The sequence below is a fragment of the Methylorubrum rhodinum genome, assembly GCF_014199935.1.
GTDB classification, from domain to species: Bacteria; Pseudomonadota; Alphaproteobacteria; order Rhizobiales; family Beijerinckiaceae; genus Methylobacterium; species Methylobacterium rhodinum.
This window is the reverse complement of record NZ_JACHOP010000023.1, coordinates 43,839-58,216: the sequence shown is the minus strand read 5'-3', so window position 1 is coordinate 58,216 and position 14,378 is coordinate 43,839. Positions and strand designations below refer to the sequence as shown.

The 14,378-nt window shown below is 69.3% G+C and carries 17 protein-coding genes; 6 read left to right on the top strand and 11 right to left on the bottom strand.

Annotated features, from left to right (window positions below):
- Positions 1-77: 77 nt before the first annotated feature.
- The 5 genes from HNR00_RS20475 (at position 78) to rsfS (ending at position 4,324) form a co-directional block, all read left to right on the top strand.
- On the top strand, positions 78-1,376 hold the full coding sequence (locus HNR00_RS20475; RefSeq protein WP_183572499.1) for a glutamate-5-semialdehyde dehydrogenase: 1,299 nt from the start codon (positions 78-80) through the stop codon (positions 1,374-1,376).
- Between the two features lie 16 nt (positions 1,377-1,392).
- On the top strand, positions 1,393-1,998 hold the full coding sequence (locus tag HNR00_RS20470) for a nicotinate-nucleotide adenylyltransferase (protein WP_183572496.1): 606 nt from the start codon (positions 1,393-1,395) through the stop codon (positions 1,996-1,998).
- 600 nt (positions 1,999-2,598) lie between these two features.
- Positions 2,599-3,033: a PRC-barrel domain-containing protein gene (locus HNR00_RS20465; RefSeq protein WP_183572494.1), complete on the top strand. Its 435-nt coding sequence runs from the start codon at positions 2,599-2,601 to the stop codon at positions 3,031-3,033.
- Between the two features lie 29 nt (positions 3,034-3,062).
- The gene (locus tag HNR00_RS20460) at positions 3,063-3,314 is read left to right on the top strand and encodes a hypothetical protein (protein WP_183572492.1); all 252 of its coding nucleotides are present in this window, start codon (positions 3,063-3,065) and stop codon (positions 3,312-3,314) included.
- Between the two features lie 593 nt (positions 3,315-3,907).
- Positions 3,908-4,324 carry a ribosome silencing factor gene (gene rsfS, locus HNR00_RS20455; protein WP_281383340.1) on the top strand — a complete coding sequence of 139 codons (417 nt, stop codon included), beginning with the start codon at positions 3,908-3,910 and terminating at the stop codon, positions 4,322-4,324.
- A gap of 21 nt (positions 4,325-4,345) precedes the next feature.
- Here rsfS and HNR00_RS20450 read toward each other — a convergent pair whose 3' ends face one another.
- The 6 genes from HNR00_RS20450 to HNR00_RS20430 all read right to left on the bottom strand — a co-directional run bounded on the left by HNR00_RS20450 (position 4,346) and on the right by HNR00_RS20430 (position 9,172).
- Complete coding sequence (locus HNR00_RS20450) at positions 4,346-4,897, bottom strand: GbsR/MarR family transcriptional regulator (RefSeq protein ID WP_183572489.1); 552 nt, start codon at positions 4,895-4,897, stop codon at positions 4,346-4,348.
- A 318-nt stretch (positions 4,898-5,215) separates the two neighbouring features.
- Positions 5,216-6,256, bottom strand: a complete 1,041-nt coding sequence (locus tag HNR00_RS20445; RefSeq protein WP_183572487.1) for an aldose epimerase family protein — start codon at positions 6,254-6,256, stop codon at positions 5,216-5,218.
- Between the two features lie 85 nt (positions 6,257-6,341).
- On the bottom strand, positions 6,342-6,467 hold the full coding sequence (locus HNR00_RS25870; RefSeq protein WP_281383339.1) for a hypothetical protein: 126 nt from the start codon (positions 6,465-6,467) through the stop codon (positions 6,342-6,344).
- A complete protein-coding gene (locus HNR00_RS20440; protein WP_183572485.1) occupies positions 6,464-6,760 on the bottom strand; it encodes a hypothetical protein in 297 nt (98 codons plus the stop codon). Before HNR00_RS20440 ends, HNR00_RS25870 begins: the two co-directional genes overlap by 4 nt.
- 18 nt (positions 6,761-6,778) lie before the next feature.
- Entirely contained in the window at positions 6,779-8,569 is a 1,791-nt protein-coding gene (locus HNR00_RS20435) for an ABC transporter ATP-binding protein (protein ID WP_183572483.1), read from the bottom strand.
- Positions 8,570-8,656: 87 nt separating this feature from the next.
- The gene (locus tag HNR00_RS20430; RefSeq protein WP_246390841.1) at positions 8,657-9,172 is read right to left on the bottom strand and encodes a Spy/CpxP family protein refolding chaperone; all 516 of its coding nucleotides are present in this window, start codon (positions 9,170-9,172) and stop codon (positions 8,657-8,659) included.
- 184 nt (positions 9,173-9,356) lie between these two features.
- Between HNR00_RS20430 and HNR00_RS20425 the strand changes: the two genes are divergently transcribed.
- The gene (locus HNR00_RS20425; RefSeq protein WP_183572481.1) at positions 9,357-10,274 is read left to right on the top strand and encodes a metal ABC transporter substrate-binding protein; all 918 of its coding nucleotides are present in this window, start codon (positions 9,357-9,359) and stop codon (positions 10,272-10,274) included.
- Positions 10,275-10,419: 145 nt separating this feature from the next.
- Here the strand turns inward: HNR00_RS20425 and hemA are convergent, their stop codons facing one another.
- The 5 genes from hemA to puhC are packed head-to-tail and all read right to left on the bottom strand — an operon-like array spanning position 10,420 to position 14,373.
- Positions 10,420-11,637: a 5-aminolevulinate synthase gene (gene hemA, locus HNR00_RS20420; protein ID WP_183572479.1), complete on the bottom strand. Its 1,218-nt coding sequence runs from the start codon at positions 11,635-11,637 to the stop codon at positions 10,420-10,422.
- Positions 11,638-11,681: 44 nt separating this feature from the next.
- Complete coding sequence (gene puhE, locus HNR00_RS20415) at positions 11,682-12,491, bottom strand: putative photosynthetic complex assembly protein PuhE (RefSeq protein ID WP_183572477.1); 810 nt, start codon at positions 12,489-12,491, stop codon at positions 11,682-11,684.
- 1 nt (position 12,492) lies between these two features.
- Entirely contained in the window at positions 12,493-13,581 is a 1,089-nt protein-coding gene (acsF, locus tag HNR00_RS20410) for a magnesium-protoporphyrin IX monomethyl ester (oxidative) cyclase (protein ID WP_183572475.1), read from the bottom strand.
- Complete coding sequence (locus HNR00_RS20405; protein ID WP_183572465.1) at positions 13,578-13,874, bottom strand: O2-dependent cyclase accessory protein; 297 nt, start codon at positions 13,872-13,874, stop codon at positions 13,578-13,580. Before HNR00_RS20405 ends, acsF begins: the two co-directional genes overlap by 4 nt.
- Positions 13,875-13,887: 13 nt before the next feature.
- The gene (gene puhC / locus HNR00_RS20400) at positions 13,888-14,373 is read right to left on the bottom strand and encodes a photosynthetic complex assembly protein PuhC (RefSeq protein ID WP_183572462.1); all 486 of its coding nucleotides are present in this window, start codon (positions 14,371-14,373) and stop codon (positions 13,888-13,890) included.
- Positions 14,374-14,378 lie beyond the last annotated feature (5 nt).

The following is a 14,378-nucleotide window of genomic DNA, read 5'->3' as shown; positions in this document are numbered from 1 at the left end:
ATCCCCGCGCGGTGTGCAAAGGGGCGCAGATCGGTCCATATGGACCTCACGAGACGATCAGAAGGGAGGCGGGAACGGTGCCGGTCCTGAACCTCAAGTCCGATTTTGCGGGTGCCGACGACCTCGCGACCCAGATGGCCGAGATCGGCCGGCGCGCGCGTGCGGCGAGCCGCGGCATCGCGCTCGCCTCCGCCCAGGCCAAGGACCTCGCGCTCCGCGCGGTGGCCGAGAGCATCCGCGGCGCCGCGCCGACGATCCTGCGCGAGAACGCCCGCGACGTCACGGCCGCCAAGGCGGCGGACCTCACGCCCTCGATCATCGACCGGCTGACGCTGGACGAGGGCCGCGTCTCGGCCATCGCCGAGGCGGTGGAGAAGGTCGCGGGCCTGCCCGATCCGGTCGGGCGCCAGCTCGCCGCCTTCGAGCGGCCGAACGGTCTCCTGATCGAGCGCATCTCGGTGCCGCTCGGCGTCGTCGGCGTGATCTTCGAGAGCCGCCCGAACGTCACGGCGGATGCCGGCGCGCTCTGCCTCAAGGCCGGCAACGCCGCGATCCTGCGCGCCGGATCGGATTCGCACCGCACCGCCACCGCCATCGCCACGGCGATGAGCGAGGGGCTGTCCCGCTCCGGCCTGCCCGCCGACGCGATCCAGCTCGTCCCGACCCGCGACCGCGCGGCGGTCGGCCTGATGCTCACCGGCCTCGACGGCTGCGTCGACGTGATCGTGCCCCGTGGCGGGCGCAGCCTCGTCGAGCGGGTCCAGTCCGAGGCCAAGGTGCCGGTCTTCGCCCATCTCGACGGCATCTGCCACGTCTACGTCGCGGCCGCCGCCGATCTTGGCATGGCCCGCACCGTGCTCCTCAACAGCAAGATGCGCCGCACCGGCATCTGCGGCGCCGCCGAGACGCTGCTGGTCGATGCCGCGGTCGCCAGGACCCACCTCAAGCCGCTGATCGAGGCGCTGCTGGAATCCGGCTGCGCGGTGCGCGGCGACGAGACCGTCCGCCTCGCCGACCCGCGGGTGACGCAGGCGAGCGAGGCCGACTGGCGCACCGAGTATCTCGACGCGATCATCTCGGCCCGCGTGGTCGACGGGCTGGACGCGGCCATCGCCCATATCGAGGCCAACGGCTCGCACCATACCGACGCGATCATCACCGACGACGTTGATGCCGCCACCCGCTTCCTCAACGAGGTCGATTCGGCGATCGTCGTCCACAATGCCTCGACCCAGTTCGCGGACGGCGGCGAGTTCGGCTTCGGCGCCGAGATCGGCATCGCCACGGGCCGGATGCACGCCCGCGGCCCCGTGGGCGTCGAGCAACTCACGACCTTCAAGTACCGCGTCCACGGCAGCGGCCAGACCCGGCCGTGATCGTCCGTTTCAACGCGTGAAACACGGTCTGCCGCCGGCCGCTCCGGGCCTGCGGATCGGCCTCTACGGGGGTTCGTTCAACCCGGCCCATGAGGGTCATCTCCACGTCAGCCGGACCGCCCTGCGGCGGTTGCGGCTCGACCGGGTGTGGTGGCTCGTGACCCCCGGCAACCCGCTCAAGGACCGCGGCGTGCTGGCCCCGCTGGAGGAACGGATGGCGCGCGCCCGCGCGCTCGCCGCCGATCCGCGCATCGCCGTCACCGGCTTCGAGGCCGAGATCGGCACCGCCTACACGGTCGAGACGCTACGCTGGCTGGTCCGGCGCCGACCGACGCTGCGCTTTGTCTGGATCATGGGAGCGGATTCGCTCGCCACCTTCCATCGCTGGCGCCGCTTCGAGGCGATCCTCTCGCTGCTGCCGGTCGCCGTGATCGACCGGCCGGGCCACACCTTGACGGCCCCGCGGGCGCGGGCGGCGCAAGCCTTCCGGAAGGCCCGGATCCCCGAGGCGGAAGCCGCCTCGCTCGCATCCCGTCCGGCGCCGGCCTGGACCCTCCTGCACGGTCCCCGCTCGGACCTGTCCTCGACGGCTTTGCGCGAGAGGGGAGAGGCCGGAGCGTGACGGGGGCAACTGTCAGCGCATGTCCTTGGGAAGGTGCTGAAGCGGGTTGATCCGATCCGCGCCGTCACGACCTTGAACCGACTTCCCGGATTCCATCACGTCAGTCGACGACTGGAGCGCGCCGGGCGGGGAAACCGGATCGGTCTTCCCCGTCTCTCGCTGCGTGTCCCCCGGAGCCGTCGACACGTCCGGAGGAAGGGTGGCGGGTGTCGGCTGGTCGATGCGACTGGCGGCCGACTGCCCGAGGGCGGGAGCGGTCGATGCCGGGCCGAGAACAAGCATCGCCGTTGCGAAAGCGCGTGCCGCGCCGAATCTGCGAGCAACCACGGGTCTGGACATTCCTTGCAGGGATAAAGTCGTGCCTGCTCCAGCAATGTCCGGCGCCGTCCATCGTTCCATCGCCGGCCTACGGCGACGAGCCGAACGGAATGACAAGCAGCGTCCGAATTTTTCGAGGAATCGCTGAACGAATGACGGATAAAGTCGTTGTGGCCGGGCAGATCGAGAAGCGGACGTGCTTCGAACCGGAGGCAGGACTTCCTCACTTCCGGTTTTCGACTGCTCCGATCTTTATATCCCGTGATAATTCAGGAATCGACGATGCGCCGTCCGACTCTCGCAGCCCTGACGCTCGCCTGCCTCACCGTCCCGGCCTTGGCCCAGGACAACGCCGCACCGGTGGCCGGCGCCGAGGCGGGCATGAAGATGGCCAACACGGCCACCGTCAAAATCAAGTACGCCACCGTCAAGCCGGCCGACGTGATGTCGTCGAAGCTCATCGGTACGACGGTCTACAACAACAAGAAGGAAACGGTGGGCGAGGTCGAGGATCTGGCGATCGAGAACGGCAGGACCATCACCGGCGTCGTCGTCAGCGTCGGAGGCTTCCTGGGACTCGGTGAGAGCTACGTCGTCCTCGATCCGTCGAGCGTCGCGATCCACAACGCCGACGGAAAGTGGGCCGTCTACGTGGACACGGACAAGGACACCCTCAAGAACGCGCCGAAGTTCGAATATTCCAAGAAGAAGAGCTGATCGACCGATCATCGATAGGGAGAGAGACGATGAAGACGACGCTTCTCGCCGCCGCCGTCCTGGCCGGCCTCGGCGGCCTCACCGCGGCGGGACCGGTTAGCGCCGCCCCGATTACCGTGTCGAGTGGCCTCGGCACCGATCACGGCGGCCTCTTCGAGCCGGTGCGGATGAAGCGGCACCGGATGCGGCGCAGCAGTACCAACGCCGGCAACGCGAGCATGCCGTCCCGGCGTCCGGCCGCGCGTCAGTACGGGCAGACCACCGGCGGGCCCCGTCGCTGACCGACGCGAGGGCTTGAGGCGACGATCAGCCAAGGTCGAGCTGCCCCGAGGCCCTCGGTGCCGAGTTCGCGTGACGGACCGGCGATCCAGGGTGGGCGGCAGGCGGGGACGTCCGCCGCCCATCTCCCGTGGCGCCGTGCCTATTAGCGTAAGAAGAATCCAGGCAGGAGAGCCTGTGATACGGCCGGCTGTACCGCTTCTCATCGGGTCGTCGACCGTGTCCCTGGCCGAGACGGCATGGAAGCAGGATCTCGATCCTGAAGTCAGGACGGGAGCCCTGGGTGTTGGAACCCGGCCGGGGAGCCTGTCGAAAAGGCCGAATAACGACCTTCCCGCGGCCAGTGCAGGTTCCGGCGTGACCGACGCGACGAACCCCAACAGCCGGCACAACGGTGCGGCGACCTCGCGCTGACGGAAGGCTGCTCGGACGCGGAGCGGATCGGTGTCGAGTGTCCGCTTACCGTGATCGACGCCCATGACGGGCCGGAAAGCCGGGTCATGCCGTCGAGCGGATGCCTGTAGAGCGTTGCGCACGCTTGAAAAGATGGTCGAAAGCGGCCAATTTCGGCTCGTGGCGGTGTCGCCACAGCTGATTGACGGAAACCGAGACCCTGTCCGCGCACCTTTCCCAGGGAGCCACCGGCTCCGATACGCAAGTCGCCGCGTCCGGCGCCCTCAAGGCCCTTGCCCTCGGCTGCCTCGACGAGATGAAGGCCGAGGAGACCGTCGAGATCGACCTCGTCGGCAAGACCTCGCTCGCCGACACCATGATCATCGCCTCCGGCCGCTCGCAGCGCCATGTCGGTTCGATCGCCGACAAGATCATTCAGGAGATGAAGAATCGGGGCTTCGGCAACGCCCGCGTCGAGGGCCTTCCGGCCTGCGACTGGGTGCTGATCGACGCGGGCGACGTGCTCGTCCACATCTTTCGCCCCGAGGTGCGCGGCTTCTACAACCTCGAAAAGATCTGGGGGTCCGACCGGCCGAGCGGGCATTTGCTCGCGGGCTGAAAGGTCCGCGATCTCCTCCCCCTATTTGACCGGCAGGTAGCGCACGATTCCGGCGCCCAGGCGAATCAGCTTCGCCAGCGTGTTGTGCGGCACCCGCAGCATCTGCGCGTACCAGCCGTCGAGCGTCTCGGTGAAGTCGAGCATCGCCTTGAGGCGGCGGTTGGCCACCGCGCCGACGGTAGGGTCGCCCTTCGCCTCCGCCACGCAGGCGCGCAGAGCCACGATGGCCGGATCGATCTCGCGCTCCTTCCGCCCCGCGGCGATACGGGTGACCATCTCCCACAGGTCGGTCTCGGCGACGTAGAAGTCGCGCCGCTCGCCCAGCACCGGCACCCGCCGGATCAGATGCCAGCCGGCCAACTCTTTGAGCGAGGTCGAGACGTTGGAGCGGGCGATGCCGAGCGTGCCGGCGATGTCCTCGGCGGCGAGCGGATGGTCCGACAGGTAGAGCAGCGCGTGGATCTGCGCGACCGAGCGGTTCACCCCCCACTGCCCGCCGAGATCGCCCCAGTGCAGCACGAAGCGCTCGACGGCGGCAGGAAGTTTTTGGGGCGTATCCGAAATTTCGGTCATGACAGAAATTTCGGATCACGGTGGTGGGATGTCAAGGACGGCGCCACTGCGTCGCAGGGATCGGGACGCGGTCGGTCCGGTCGGCAGAGCGGCGTCGCTCAGGCTCGCTGTCGCGGCGCAGGCAACGCCACATCGTCACTGCGAGACGCAGGCGTCGGCAATCCAGGGCTCCGCACGGTCGGACAAGATCGCGGCGTTGATTGAAATCAATCCTTTCGAAGATGTCGAACCAATTTCGTGACCGTCGCATTCCGGATCGCTTCGGCTTCGCCTCGTGTCGACGGCGCGTGTCGTCGGAAGCGCAAGAGAAGGTCGCCGTCACACCGTCGAAAAACGATACGTCGTGCTCGACACGAACCGCTGCCCCGGCCGGATCACGGTGCTCGGAAACTCCGGCCGGTTCGGGGCGTCGGAAAATCCTTGCGTCTCGAAGCAGACGCCGTCGCCGGAGCGGTAGGTGCGGCCGGAGGGACCGACCAGCGTGCCGTCGAGGTTGTTGCCGGTGTAGAGTTGCAAGCCGGGCTGCGTGGTCGCGACCTCCAGGCGCCGCCCACTCACCGGATCGGTGCAGGTCGCCGCCGGGCGCAGAGTGTCGGCGGGCCCGCGCAGCACGAAATTGTGGTCGTAGCCCTTGGCGATCACGATCTGCGGGTCGCCCGTGCGGATGCGGGCGCCGAGCCGGGCCGGCTCACGGAAGTCGAACGGCGTGCCCTCCACCGGGCGGATCTCTCCTGTCGGGACCTGGGTCGCGTCGGTCGGCGTGAAGGCGTCGGCGAAGACAGTGACCTCGTGGCCGAACACGTCGCCGGAACCTTCGCCGGCGAGGTTGAAGTAGCTGTGATTGGTCAGGTTCACGACCGTCGGCTCGTCGCTCCAGGCGCGGTAGTCGATCCGCAGGGTGCCGTCCTCGGGCAGGCTGTAGACCACCTCGACATCGAGGTCGCCCGGAAATCCCTCCTCCCCGTCCGGGCTGCGCCGGGCGAGCGCCAACCGCGTGGCATCGGCGGCGGCGACGCGCCAGTTGCGCTTGCCGAACCCGGCGGAGCCGCCGTGCAGGGTGTTGGGCGGGGCGTTGACCGGGAGCGTGTAGGACCGACCGTCGAGGGCGAAGCGCCCGCCCGCGATGCGGTTGGCGTAGCGGCCCGCCACCGCGCCGAAATGAGGGCTCACCGTCTCGTAGGCCTCGACCGAATCGAGGGCGAGCACGACGTTGGCGGATCGCCCGTCGTGGTCCGGCACCTTGATGGCGGTGATCGCCGCGCCGTAGGTGATGATCTCGACCCGCATCGTCCCGCGCACCAGCGCGTGGCGGGTGACCGCCTCGCCCGCGGCGGTGCGTCCGAAGAGTGCGGGTGTCATGCGGCGTCTCCGTCTTGTCCGGAAGGGAGACGCACGAGGGGCGGTGCCGGTGGCAGCGGCCGGATCACTTTCGCGGGCGGACCGTTCACTCGGCCGGGTCGTTGCGGTGGCGGCGGTCGAGGTCCCATTCGTGGAGACGAACGGCGGCGTAGCCCATCGCGACGACGAAGAGCGGCGTCACCACGAAGGCCAGGATCGCGTACTCGTTCATACACGCAGCCTCCTCAAAACCCGACGAGCGCTCAAATGTGGGACGACGGCCGCCGCGAACCAAGCGACGAGCCCTCCGGCGAGAACCCACAACGGCAGCGCCGTTCGCAAACCGCCGACATTGTACAGATACCCCGCGATCGGCGTCGCGATCCCCACCGTGAAGCAAGAGGTCGCCGCGGTGTTCAGCGCGGTGGCCAGAGCATCGGCCCGAAAGGCGGTCCCGGCTTTCGGAAAAAGCCGATGCGGCAAGACAAACCAGAGCTTCGTCTGCTCGTTGTCGATCAGGCTCATCGAAGCGTGAGCTTAGCATCACGCCGGATCGGCGCCAGCCCTGACTGCGCCTGAGTCGTCCGACAACTGCAGCCTGTGCAGGCGCGCATAGGTGCCGCCCGCCGCCACCAGTTCGTCGTGGCGGCCGAGTTCGACCACGCGGCCGGCTTCCAGCACGGCGATGCGGCCGGCCTCGCGCACGGTCGAGAGGCGGTGGGCAATGACGAGGGTGGTCCGGCCCCGCATCAGCCGCTCCAGGGCCGCCTGCACGAGATGCTCGGATTCGGAATCGAGCGCCGAGGTCGCCTCGTCGAGGAGCAGGATCGGCGCGTCCTTGAGGAAGGCGCGGGCGAGCGAGATGCGTTGGCGCTCCCCCCCCGACAGGCGCCCGCCGCTCGGGCCGACGCGGAACTCGTAGCCCTCGCCCAGCCGCTCGATGAAGCCGTGGGCGGCGGCCGCGCGGGCGGCTTCCTCGATCTCGGCCCGCGAGGCGCCGGGACGGCCGAAACCGATATTGGCCGCCACCGTGTCGTCGAACAGCACCACTTCCTGCGACACCACCCCCACGTGGGCGCGAAGCGAGGCCAGCGTCACGTCGCGCAAATCCTGCCCGTCGATCAGGACGCGGCCCTCCATGACGTCGTGCAGCCGCGGCACGAGGTTGAGGAGCGAGGATTTTCCCGAGCCGGAACGCCCGACCAGCGCCGTGGTCGAGGCCGCGGGCACCACGAGGTCGATGCCTTCCAACGCAGGCGCGTCTGGGCGATAGCGGAAATGGACACCCTCGAACCGGATTTCGCCGCGCGTGACGCTGAGCGGACGCGCGTCCGCCTTCTCGCGGATGGTCGGCGCCTCGTCCATCAGGGCGAAGTAGCGGGTGAGCGCGGCGGCCGCCTCCTGCAGGATCGCGTTCAGGGTGCCGAGCGCGCGGGCCGGCTGGGCCGCGAGCAGGAGGGCGGCGACGTAGCCGGTGAAGTCGCCGACCGTCCGGTCGCCCGACATCACCCGCTGGCCCACCAGCACCAGCACCCCGGCCACCGCGAAGCCGCCGCCGACTTCGAGGAGCGGATCGAGCCGGCCGCGGGCGTTGGCGGCCTTCATCTTGAGGCGGCGTACCTCGTCCAGCGCCTCCGTCGCCCGGCCCTTGAGGTAGCCCTCCAGCGCGTAGGTCTTGGCGACGCGGGCGCCCTGCAGGCTCTCGGTGATGAGGCTCGCGGTGGCGCCCATCTGCTCCTGCGTCGTGGTCGAGACCCGGCGCAGCTTCTTGCCGATCCGGCCGATCGGCCCGGCGACGAAGGGCACGGTGACAGCGGCGGCCAGCGTCAGCAGCGGGTCCATCCAGATCAGCGCGATCACCAGCGCGATCAGCATGGCGAGGTCGCGCAGCAGCACCGTCGAGATGCGGGTCAGCGCCTCCTTGATGAAGGCGAAGTCGGTGGTGAAGCGCTGGGTGAAGGCGGCCGGGCTCTCGCGGCCGAGCTGCGCCAGGTCGGAATCGATCAGATGGCCGTAGAGCGCCGCCTGCATGTCGGCCTCGACGCGGGTGACGACGCGGTTGGTCAGCACCGTCTGCCCGAACAGGGCGAAGCCCCGCACCGAGGTCACCGCGATGACGATCAGCGGCCCGTAGGCGAGCGCCGAGGTGTCCTTGTGATCGAAGGCGTCGAAGGCGGCCTTGATCAGCGCCGGGTAGAGGCCGGTCGCGGCGCCGACGATGGCGATCAGCACCAGCACCACGGCCAGCGTGCCGCGATGCGGCGACAGCCATTCGCGCCAGAGGCGGCCGAGCAGGGGAAGGGTGTCGCCCCTCAGGAGCGGCCGGCGCGCCATGTTTATCCGTGTCTTTTCCGCGGAGAGCGGTAGGGCTCCCCGCGGGTGTTTGCCGCCGCAACGGCCTCGGATCAAGCGCGGTCGAGATTACTCACGGTCGGGGCCATGGCGGTGGCGCCAGCCGCGGCCCTCGCCGCCGGGGCGCAGCGGCCGGGCGAGCACCATGGCGCGGCGCTTCTGGCCGTCGTCCAGGGTGGCGAAGAGCGGCGTGGTGGCGTCGGCGAGCTTGCGCAGGGCCTCGCCGCGGGCACTGGCCGCATCCGCCATGCCGCGCAGCGCGCCGGGGGCGTCGTCGACCATGCGCCCGCGCTCGCGCCTCGCCGCCCGCTGCGCGTCGCGCTGCTTGGCGAGATCGCGGATCGCGGCCTCGACCGGCGGCCACAGCTTCTCCTGATCGGGGGTGAGCTTCAGCCCGGTGCGGAGCGCGGCGATGCGGGCATCGGTGAAGGCGGCTCGATCCTCCGGGGAGAGCGCGTTCCAGCGGCCGTGCATATGGCCGCGGGCGAACGGGTCGGGCCGCTCGTTGGCCTGAGCCACGAGAGCGACCGAGCCGATCCCGATCAGCCCGAGCGCGGCAGCGCCCATCATTCGTCGATTCAGCATGGATGTCCTCCATCCCGTAAGACACTTCCCCCGAAGCCCGACGAGAATGGACAAGCTCGCCTCACCGCAGGGTGTCCGGCGCATGACAGGTTGTCCATGTTCGGGTGGCATCGTAGGCCCGCACCCTTGGCGATGTGATAATGTTACATTATGCGGAGCCCATCGAAGGTCGGGAGCGTATGGGATGCGTCGGGCGCTGTTGCGGGTTCTGGTCGTGCTGGCGGCGCTCATGCCGTTCGGCGCCGCGGCGGGCGAGGTCAAGCTGAAGGCGGTTGCGACCTTCTCGATCCTGGCCGACCTCGTCGCGCAGGTCGGCGGGGACCGCGTCACGGTGACGAGCCTCGTCGGGCCGGATGCCGACGCCCACGGCTACAGCCCGGCGCCGGGCGACGCCCGCCGGGTGGCGGAGGCCGATCTCGTCGTCGTCAACGGCCTCGGCTTCGAGGGCTGGCTCGAGCGGCTGATCCGCGCCTCGGGCACCAAGGCCCCTATCGTCACGGCCTCCACCGGCATCAAGACGATCCCGGCCAGCGAGGATCACGACCACGATCACGGGCACGGCCACGGCGAGGGCGACCATCCCGATCCGCATGCGTGGCAGAGCGTGGCCAACGTGAAGACCTACGTGGCCAACATCCGCGACGCGCTGGCCAAGGCCGACCCGGACCACGCCGCCGACTATTCCGCGCGGGCGGCGGCCTACACCGAAAAGCTCGGCGCGCTGGAGGGCGAGATCCGGGCCGGGCTCGCGGCGATCCCCGAAGGACAGCGGCGCATCATCACGACCCACGATTCCTTCGGCTACTACGCGGCGGCCTACGGCCTGCGCTTCCTGGCGCCGCAGGGCATCTCGACCAACAGCGAGGCCGGCCCGAAGGACGTCGCCCGCATCATCCGCCAGATCCGGCGGGACAAGGTGCCGGCGGTGTTCGTGGAGAGCATCGCCGATCCCCGGCTGATGCAGCAGATCGCCCGCGAGAGCGGCGCCAAGGTCGGCGCCCGCCTGTTCTCCGACGCACTCAGCGGCCCGAACGGCCCGGCACCGACCTATCTGGAGATGATGCGCGCGAACCTGAAGGCGTTTCGCGAGGCGTTGAGCTGAGGGAGCGGGCCGCGAACCGTCATCGCGTCCGGCAGAGCGGTCCCGCCGCGCGGTGCGACCGGCCCCGACGCTCGGCTGCCGTCACCGATCCGCCGACCGTGTCGTCGCGCCACCCCGAGCGATCACGGCCGGCACACCCGAACCGTCACTCCGCCGCCTGCCGGCGCAGGCCGATGCGGCGCCAGATCGTGCTGAGGGCATCGACGAGATGGTCGATGTCGGCGTTGGAATGCAGCGGCGAGGGGGTGATGCGCAGGCGCTCGGTGCCGCGCGGCACGGTCGGGTAATTGATCGGCTGCACGTAGATGCCGAACTCGTCGAGCAGGCTGTCGCTGATCGCCTTGCACAGCACGGGGTCGCAGACCATCACCGGCACGATGTGGCTGCGGTTGGCCAGGACCGGGATGCCGGCGGAATCGAGCGCCTGACGCACCCGCGCGACCCGCTCCTGATGCCGGGCGCGCTCGACGCCGCTCGTCTTGAGATGGCGGATGCTCGCCGCCGCGCCGGCCGCGACCGCGGGGGGGAGCGAGGTGGTGAAGATGAAGCCCGAGGCGAAGCTGCGGACGAAATCGCACAGGCGGGACGAGCCGGTGATGTAGCCGCCATGCACCGCGAAGGCCTTGCCCAGCGTGCCCTCGATCACGTCGAGTCGGTGGGCGAGGCCCATCCGCTCCGAGATGCCGCCGCCGCGCGCGCCGTAGAGGCCCACCGCATGGACCTCGTCGAGATAGGTCAGCGCGCCGTGCGCCTCGGCCACGTCGCAGATCTCGTCGATCGGCGCGATGTCGCCGTCCATGGAATAGACCGACTCGAAGGCGATCAGCTTGGCCCGGCCGGGCTCGATCAGCGAGAGCTTGCGGTCCAGGTCCTCCGGATCGTTGTGGCGGAAGATCTGGCGCTCGGCGCGCGAGGACCGGATGCCCTCGATCATCGAGGCGTGGTTGCCCTCGTCGGAGAAGATCACGCAGCCGGGCAGCTTCGAGCCGAGGGTGCCAAGGGCCGCCCAGTTTGAGACGTAGCCGGAGGAGAAGATCAGCGCCGCCTCCTTGTCGTGGAGGTCGGCCAGTTCCTGCTCCAGGAGCACGTGGTAGTGGTTGGTGCCGGAGATGTTGCGGGTGCCGCCCGCGCCCGCACCGCAGCGCTCGATCGCCTCGTGCATGGCGCGCACCACGGTCGGGTGCTGGCCCATGCCGAGATAGTCGTTGGAGCACCACACCGTCACCTCGCGCTCGCCCGCGGGGCTGTGGTGGGTGGCGTAGGGGAAACGGCCGGCCTGACGCTCCAGATCGGTGAAGACCCGGTAGCGGCCCTCCCGGTGAAGGCCGGCGATCTCGTGGTCGAAGAACGCTTCGTAGTCCATGGCCGTCCTCCCGATATCCGCGGCTCTGGCGTCCGCTCGGAAACTCAATCGTGTGGGGTGGCGCCGCGCTCCGGGGCATCGGCGGCGACCGGTGCGGCCCGCCCCGGCAGGCTCCAGTTCCAGAGCGCCGCCGAGGGCAGCGGCAGCATCAGGAACCAGTGCTCCAGGGTGGCGAGCGCGGAAAGCGTTGCGAGTAGGGCGAGGCCGGTGACCGTCCCGGCCGCCGCCTCCGGCGCGAGCGCGCCTTGGACGAGCAAAGCGGTGATCGCGGTGCCGAGCGTGACCGAGACCGGGAAGAGCGGGTTCATCGGCCGCCGCGACAGGTAGCAGGCGAGGTAGCCGAGATGCGCCGGCAGGAACTCGGCATGCAGGTTGCGCACGCCGAGGAAGAGGTTCAGCCGCGCCGAGGCGTTCATCAGCGTGAGCAGCGCGTAGGTCCAAAGAGCGATGCGATTCGCCTGCCCCCAGGTGAGGCAGAGGATCGCCAAGCCCCCGGCCAGGATCGCGAATTCGTGCCACAGGCTGGTGGCGAGCGCGGCCAGGAAACGGTCGAATCCCCGAAGCGACGGCGCGCAGGCCGCCGGGCGCGGGCCGGAGACGAAGCCCATGTAGTAGCTCATCTCCTGCCAGCCCCAGACCGCGATGGCCGCGCTGAAGCCGAGATAGGCCCCGGCCTCCGACGAATCGCCCGCGCTCGCCCGGATCGCCCAGAAGGCGCCCGCCAGCCCGACGCTCGCCGCCAGCATCAGGCGGGCATGGTGCTGCCGGGGCCGGTGCTGGAGCACCAGCACCAGCCCGGTGGCGGCCCACCAGAGCAGGACGGCGAAGAACGCCGGGGCGGCGAGGTCCCCCATGCTACCAGACCGGTTGGAGGCGGATGTCGGCGGGCATCGCGTGCTCCTTGACCGGCAGCAGGTAGAGCCGGACGAAGATGCCCGCCGCCCGCAGGGACTGGATGCCGTGCGTCAGCTTGCCCGCGATGCCGCCTTGCGCCTTCGCCTCCGAGATCTTCCGGGCGCAGTCGAGCAGCCGGTCGAGCCCGGCCTTGAAGCGCGGATCGTCGATGTCGAGTGTGATCGGGAAGGTCTGCTTCGAGATCTCCGAGGTGATGCGGAACACCTTGAAGTCGTACTCGCTCGGATCGACGCCGAGCGCCTTGTGGAAGGCCGGGCGGCAATGGTCGCGCACGTACATCGTCGCGTAGACGGCGAGCAGGAAGAAGCGGATCCAGTAGACGTTGACGCCCGAGGTCAGCTTCGGGTTGGCCCGCATCAGCAGCGCGAAGGCCTCGCCGTGGCGGAACTCGTCGTTGCACCACTTCTCGAACCACTTGAAGATCGGATGGATGCGCCGGTCGGGGTTGCGCTCCAACTCGCGGTAGATGGTGATGTAGCGGGCGTAGCCGATCTTCTCCGACAGATAGGTCGCGTAGAAGATGAACTTCGGCTTGAAGAAGGTGTACTTCTTGGACTTGGTCAGAAAGCCCAAATCGACGCCGATGCCGAAGTCCTTCAGCGTGTCGTTGATGAAGCCGGCGTGGCGCGCCTCGTCGCGGCTCATGAAGCCGAACAGCTCCTTGATGTCCTTGTTCTTGGCGCGCTTCCGCATCTCGGCATAGAGCACGCAGCCCGAGAACTCGGCGGTGATTGAGGAGACGAGGAAGTCCAGGAACTCCTTCCGCAATTCGGGATCGAGATGCGACAGGTCGCAATCGAACTCTTCGTTGCGGGTGAAGTGGCGCTTGTTCGGGTCGGAGCGCAGCTCCTCGATCAGGATGTCCCATTCCTTGCGCACCGGCTCGACGTTCGTGCGGTCGAGCTCCGCGAAGTCGGTCGTGTAGAAGCGGGGGCTGAGGAAGGTCGTCTCCTGGGCGGCCTTGGTCGATTCGTTGATCGGATGGCGCGGGAGCGGGGTCCCGGCCTGGGGCTGGACATTGGCGTTCACAGCGTCCTCCGTTCGGAAAAGCTCACCTCGTAGAGCTCGGTCAGCTCCAAGTGGGCGATCAGCTTGGTCCAGGCCCGCTCCAGCTTTCCGGCGCGGGTGACGGTGGCGGTGCGGCGCACGGTGAGGCGCTCGCCGTAGGGCACCTCGGTCGGTGCGTCGTGGACCTGCACCTCGTCGCCGGGCTCGATGTCGAAGCCGGCATCGAGCGTGACGTGGGCGTGCAGGCTCTCGGGCGTCTGCTCGATCTCGACGGTGCAGGGCACCTCGACGATTCGCTTGCCGATCCATGTCATGGACGGCCCCTCCCTATTTCGTTTCGTTGCCGGGCAGGAGGCGGGCGAAGGCGGCGGCGTTGGTGGCGCCGAAAGCCTCCAGCGCGACATGGCGCCCGGTGGCCGCATCCTCCAACGCCAGGGTGCCGTTGTCGAATCGTGTGAGCGTGAACGGCTGCTCGGCCCCCAGCCCCTCGCGCTGGCGGGCCTGGGCGAGGCCCCGCAGCGTGCCGCGCACGAAGCCGCCCTCGCCCGGATTGATGCGGGCGACGAGCCGGTTGTCCTCGGCGCCCATCAGCTCGACCGCGCCGTCCGGCCGGTCCTCGGCGCGAAAGCCGAGGCTCGCGACCGGGCGGCCGGCAGGCAGTTCGGTGAGGCCGACGCCCTGCTGGCGCCCGATGAAGACCGAGAGCATCACCACCCCGAGCAGCGCGCCGATGCCGAGGACGGCGAACGACTGGGGCGAGCGGCGCGGCGGCGGCGGGCTCGACGGACGGCGGGCAGGGAGTTCGATCGGCATCGGCC

Coding starts and splice junctions, on each gene's coding strand:
- HNR00_RS20465 (WP_183572494.1), top strand. CDS start 2,599: ATGCGCCGTCCGACTCTCGCAGCCCTGACGCTCGCCTGCCTCACCGTC.
- HNR00_RS20460 (WP_183572492.1), top strand. CDS start 3,063: ATGAAGACGACGCTTCTCGCCGCCGCCGTCCTGGCCGGCCTCGGCGGC.
- HNR00_RS20450 (WP_183572489.1), bottom strand. CDS start 4,897: ATGACCGAAATTTCGGATACGCCCCAAAAACTTCCTGCCGCCGTCGAG.
- HNR00_RS20445 (WP_183572487.1), bottom strand. CDS start 6,256: ATGACACCCGCACTCTTCGGACGCACCGCCGCGGGCGAGGCGGTCACC.
- HNR00_RS25870 (WP_281383339.1), bottom strand. CDS start 6,467: ATGAACGAGTACGCGATCCTGGCCTTCGTGGTGACGCCGCTCTTCGTC.
- HNR00_RS20440 (WP_183572485.1), bottom strand. CDS start 6,760: ATGAGCCTGATCGACAACGAGCAGACGAAGCTCTGGTTTGTCTTGCCG.
- HNR00_RS20435 (WP_183572483.1), bottom strand. CDS start 8,569: ATGGCGCGCCGGCCGCTCCTGAGGGGCGACACCCTTCCCCTGCTCGGC.
- HNR00_RS20430 (WP_246390841.1), bottom strand. CDS start 9,172: ATGCTGAATCGACGAATGATGGGCGCTGCCGCGCTCGGGCTGATCGGG.
- HNR00_RS20425 (WP_183572481.1), top strand. CDS start 9,357: ATGCGTCGGGCGCTGTTGCGGGTTCTGGTCGTGCTGGCGGCGCTCATG.
- hemA (WP_183572479.1), bottom strand. CDS start 11,637: ATGGACTACGAAGCGTTCTTCGACCACGAGATCGCCGGCCTTCACCGG.
- puhE (WP_183572477.1), bottom strand. CDS start 12,491: ATGGGGGACCTCGCCGCCCCGGCGTTCTTCGCCGTCCTGCTCTGGTGG.
- HNR00_RS20405 (WP_183572465.1), bottom strand. CDS start 13,874: ATGACATGGATCGGCAAGCGAATCGTCGAGGTGCCCTGCACCGTCGAG.
- puhC (WP_183572462.1), bottom strand. CDS start 14,373: ATGCCGATCGAACTCCCTGCCCGCCGTCCGTCGAGCCCGCCGCCGCCG.